Origin of the sequence: Roseobacter sp. (assembly GCF_024639605.1) — a bacterium.
GTDB lineage: Bacteria > Pseudomonadota > Alphaproteobacteria > Rhodobacterales > Rhodobacteraceae > Roseobacter.
In genome coordinates this window covers 1-4,753 of record NZ_JAHEHZ010000204.1, presented here as the reverse complement: position 1 = coordinate 4,753, position 4,753 = coordinate 1, and the positions used below count along the sequence as shown (strand labels likewise).

The following is a 4,753-nucleotide window of genomic DNA, read 5'->3' as shown; positions in this document are numbered from 1 at the left end:
GACGCGCGGGCAGTTCGGCGTTTCGATCTGCCCCGCAGCAAAAAGCACGTATCAGAACAGCTGAGGAATCGCCGAAGGTACGCCCTGAGCGCAGCGTCTGACAGGCTCTTTGTTCTGACAGATGATGGTCAATCATCTGGTTTGTCGCCTGTGAGTGGCCCTGACGGCACTATGAAATGCAGGCCCCACAGGCCGGTGAAGCAGTTTCCGCCCGTCAGGTCTGCGAATTAGGAGCCGGCTCACCGGAATAAAGAGACATATCCCGCAGAAGCTCAAATTTGACCCGGTTCGCACTGACCTGCCGGTAGAACGAAATCAGAAACGTCGTCGGACCCTGCAGCCTGCTGAGCCCCATCGTCGCTGCCACCACCGTGCCGACATCCGTTTGCCCCCGCAGAATGAACAGACCGCCGAGCATGAATACGGCAACTGTCCCTGCTCCGTTGATCAGACTAAGGACGAATTTGGTTGAAAGCTTCCACCTGAACATCGATCGCCGCGCACCATAAATACTGTCGAAGTCTTCGAGGACAGATGCTTCGACTTCGCTGATTTCTCTGGCCGTAATTTTGTTAGTGGCCTGCCGCAAAAGCTTCACGCGCCCGGCCAGCAGCATGTTAACCCTGCGCTGGGTGAAAAGGACGATCGCGATCTGAGGTGCGATCATAGCCAGCGCAAGAATACCGAGACCCGGCTGCGTGGAGGCGACAAAACCGACCACGCTGATCAGCGTGCCAACCTGCATCACAGGCTCCGAAAACGCGCTGCCGGTGAACTTTCCAAGCTCCTCCGCCTCACTTGATATTGCGGTCGATAAGGTTCCGGTAAGGATGTCGCGGTGCATACTCTGCTCAGCTGCGGCATCGGTCAGAAGTTTTTTACGGATCAGGCGGATCACATCCTCTCCCAACAGTTGCGACCGGTAGCCCATCAGCCATTTGAGTCCCAGGCTCAACAGGATGACACCCATCATCCCGGCACCCAGCAGGAAAAGCTGTGACGACTGGAACGACGCTTCCGTCAGCAGGTTTACAATTTCCTGCTGGAATTTCAGGGGGGCTGCCGCCAGAGCGGCAATCGCAACGGACAGAACGATCAGTAAAACCTGTCGGCGCCCGCTGACACGCCAGATTGCTGCATAAAGGGAAATCATTGAATGTGCGCCTTTACCTTTGAGTTAAGTTCTCGCGCAGCACCTTGATGCACACAAGTGAGCCGTGCAGTCTTTCGCGATGTCGCCTGCCCATGGGCAGGCCCGTGATCGGCGCGGGATGCATCGCGGCATGTGCCTGCCTCTACCAAATCCGGTGATTATCCGCAAAACAGGACCGCGACCCGCAAACCGATGTGGCCGGACAAGCAAGGCCACCGGCTTAATTTATCTTCAGTCCGGCCCCGGGCTGCCTGATGCCGGCATGGCCGTCGGGGAGACCATTGATTCCCTCTGGCGCGCAAAGCTGCGCGGTTTCAGTGACGCCGGAAATGTACTGATTTTCGCCACGCCCGGATACACGGACGCGAACACTTCATTCAGCAGCGAAGGCGAATTTTCTGCGGCGCCGGCCTTTCCTGCAAGCTCTGTTTGCAAATTGTCCGGTCCGGCAAATATCTGAAAACAAATTCGACCGCCTGACGGGCGTCACCGGTTCTGACGCCGAGGCGGGTTGCATTATGCTGCGCGCCTCCTGGCCGTTCTGCACCATGCGGACCTTTACTTTCGTTCAGGCGAAGGTGCGGGTCTCCTCCAGAATTTAATTATCGCGCAATTCATGTATAATGAGATGCAGTGCCCCAACGGGACAGCAGTTCTAAGGACCGGACATGGAACGCAGACTGGCGGCCATCCTCGCCACGGATATCGTTGGCTTTGCAGGGCTTGTTTCACGCGACGAAAGCGGAACACTGACACGCCTGGAGCATTTCAGCCGCGATGTGATCGGCATGCAGGTCGAAGCCAACCGGGGCCGCGTGTTCAAATCCACCGGCGATGGCTTTCTCGCCGAATTTTCCAGCATCATCGAAGCCGTCAACTGTGCCACGGGGATTCAGAGGGCGGCCGCACTCGAAGCACACCAGTCGGAAACGGGCGACTTTTTTGTGCTCCGGGTCGGCGTGTCGGTGGGTGATGTTGTGGTCCGCGGGGCCGATCTTCTCGGCGAAGGCGTCAATACTGCCGCCCGGCTGGAAGCGATGGCCGAACCGGGAGGCATCGCCGTCTCGGGCGAAGTTATGGCGCAGATCAGAGGCAAGGTTGATCTCACGCTCGAAGACTGCGGACACAAACGCCTAAAGAATACAGACGCGCCGATACATGTTTTCATGACCCGCTCCGGCCCGGGCAGGACGGCAGGTTTTCTGGACTTTGACGATGATGACCTCGCGGGCACGCTGATCACGGGCGGCTGTCTGTGCGGCGCTGTCCGGTACGAAATCACCGCTCCGCCGATCAGCACCGGATACTGCCACTGCAGCTGCTGTCAGAAGTTTTCGGGATCAGCGGTGAACGCATGGGCGGCTTTTCCCGCCTCCGCCGTCCGGTTCACAAATGCTGAACCCCGGTGCTTTGCATCGTCGCCCATAGCGCAACGCGGCTTTTGTGCGGAGTGCGGCGCGAGCCTGACCTACAGACTGCTCCGGCCGCGCGAGACTGCGTATCTGGTGATGCACACGTCCAGCCTCGACACTCCGGAGAATTTTGCGCCATCGGTCCATTCCGGCATAGAAAGCAAGCTGCCATGGTTCGACATTCTCGATGATCTGCCACGCACCCGGTCGGCGGAATCGCGGGTCCTGCAGGAAGCCTGGTCGAGCGTGGGTCTGGATGACCCGGCAACATGGGGCCCGCTGGCCCGGGCGCCGGATGCATTGTGACCGGCCGACGGACCGCTGGCGTACAAAGGCCCCGGATGTGGCCGGACAAGTTTCCCCCGAAGCGGCAGGCGGTACGCCGCTTTACCGGTTCAAAGCCTCCAGAACGGCAGCGTCACGGTCATAGGGATCTTCGCGAAAGTGCACGCTGCCGTCCTCAACCCATGCCGTCCAGTAAGTCAGCAGCACCGGCACCGGTTCACGAAGATTGATCCGCGTGGTTTTTCCACTGTCGAGAATGGCGTTCATCCGCTCGAGACTCCAGTCCGGATCACCCTCCATAAGCAGACTGGCAAGCTCGAAAGGATATTCGAGCCGTACGCATCCTGAGCTCAGGTTGCGCTCGCTCCGGTCAAAAAGGCTGCGTTCGTTGGTATCATGCAGATAAACGGCATGTACATTTGGAAACATGAACTTCACCAGCCCCAGTGCATTCTGCGGTCCGGGTTGCTGCACGAGGGTCACACCAGGATTATTTGCCGCCCAGTTCACGGCGGCGGCATCCACGGGGCTGCGGTCATCGCTGCGCACCACTGTGTAGTTGTTGCGCGACAGGTATCCGGGGTCTTCTCGGATCCGGGGGAGCTTGTCACTCCGGAAGATGGAGGCGGGCACAGTCCACGTCGGATTGAATTCCATATAGCGGATCTCATCCCGGAAGACCGGCGTTTTCCGGTAAGCCGATCCGGTGACAGAACGCGTGCTCCAGACGGTATCGTCCGAGGTGACGTAATACGTCCGGGCGCCTGCGATATTGACCAGCACAAATTCGTCCCCGAGATCCCGCATCAGCCAGCGCGCGCGCTCAAGGCTGAGCCTGAGCTGGTTCACGCGGTCACCTGCCGTCCGGTTCAGAGACAGAAATGTCCTCGGCCCGACCACGCCGTCAGCGTCAAGGCCATGCCGCGTCTGAAATGCTTTGACGGCTTCAGCCAGCCCGGCGTCATAAAAGGCGTCCCCTTCGGTCCCGGAGCTGGCTGCCGCACTGCCCGCGGCTTCGCGCGCCGCCCCTTCGCGCAACAACCGCTCGCGCAGAACGGCAACGGCGGGGTCTGTTATGCCCGGTTTCAGCACCGTATGGTCCGGCACAGGAGGCCATCCGCCGCTGTCTGCGATGTCTCTGTATTTCTTGAGTGCGCCGATCAGTTGCCGGTATTGCAGGGCATCGATATCGACACGCGCCATCAGAGCACTGAACCCCGCGCCATTGATGAATTCGTTCAGAACGGCTGCCGGCTCCTGACGGATGACTGGTTTCGAAAAATTCCAGTCGCTGTCAAGAGCCGCCGGGTCAACCTTTCCGAAAAAGACGTGGTGGATCAGTTTTATAGCCGCATCCGTGGCCACAAGATCAAATGCTGCGATATCCTCCGGCCTGCCCGATCGTGCCGCGTCGGATAATTCGTAAAGCCACGCCAGGTTGAAATCTGCCGGTCGGAATCCCTGGGCAATTCCACGGTTCAGTTCCGCAAAAAGCTGATCACCGGCGGGTGTTCCGTACCACGCCGGCGCATGCCCGCGCCCCGCATAGAACGCGGGGATCAGGACCGCACTGTTGAGACGTGCATCAGCAAAAGTACCGGCATTGCCGCCCCGGAATGAAGCTGACAGTTTCTCGATTTCTTCTTCGACCGGTCCGGCGACGAGGCTGCCAGACAGGCATAAGGCAAGAAGCAGCGCGCTGATCCGCATCACTGAAAAGACATGTGGCATAGGTGCGAATTATCCCCTGCAGTTTGTCGCTTCCACACGTGACAGCCGAAGCATCGGAATTCAAGTGTGCCACCTGAGCAGACGGCGGCGGGCATTCCGGGAGCCGCCGAAGCTTTTGCCGGCAGAGCCCGGAGCACGGTGCGCAGTTGAGCCGGTCCAGTAAAGCCCGGCC

3 protein-coding genes are annotated in these 4,753 nt (G+C 59.4%); 1 reads left to right on the top strand and 2 read right to left on the bottom strand.

Going from position 1 to position 4,753, the window contains the following annotated elements; all coding sequences use genetic code 11:
* Nucleotides 1–214 precede the first annotated feature (214 nt).
* A complete protein-coding gene (locus tag Q0M35_RS17380; protein ID WP_295317519.1) occupies nucleotides 215–1,153 on the bottom strand; it encodes an ABC transporter transmembrane domain-containing protein in 939 nt (312 codons plus the stop codon).
* Between the two features lie 668 nt (nucleotides 1,154–1,821).
* On the opposite strand from Q0M35_RS17380, the gene Q0M35_RS17375 reads away from it, so the two are divergent.
* Nucleotides 1,822–2,871: a GFA family protein gene (locus tag Q0M35_RS17375; protein ID WP_295317518.1), complete on the top strand. Its 1,050-nt coding sequence runs from the start codon at nucleotides 1,822–1,824 to the stop codon at nucleotides 2,869–2,871.
* An 81-nt stretch (nucleotides 2,872–2,952) separates the two neighbouring features.
* Here Q0M35_RS17375 and Q0M35_RS17370 read toward each other — a convergent pair whose 3' ends face one another.
* A complete protein-coding gene (locus tag Q0M35_RS17370) occupies nucleotides 2,953–4,581 on the bottom strand; it encodes a L,D-transpeptidase family protein (RefSeq protein ID WP_295317517.1) in 1,629 nt (542 codons plus the stop codon).
* Nucleotides 4,582–4,753: the final 172 nt, after the last annotated feature.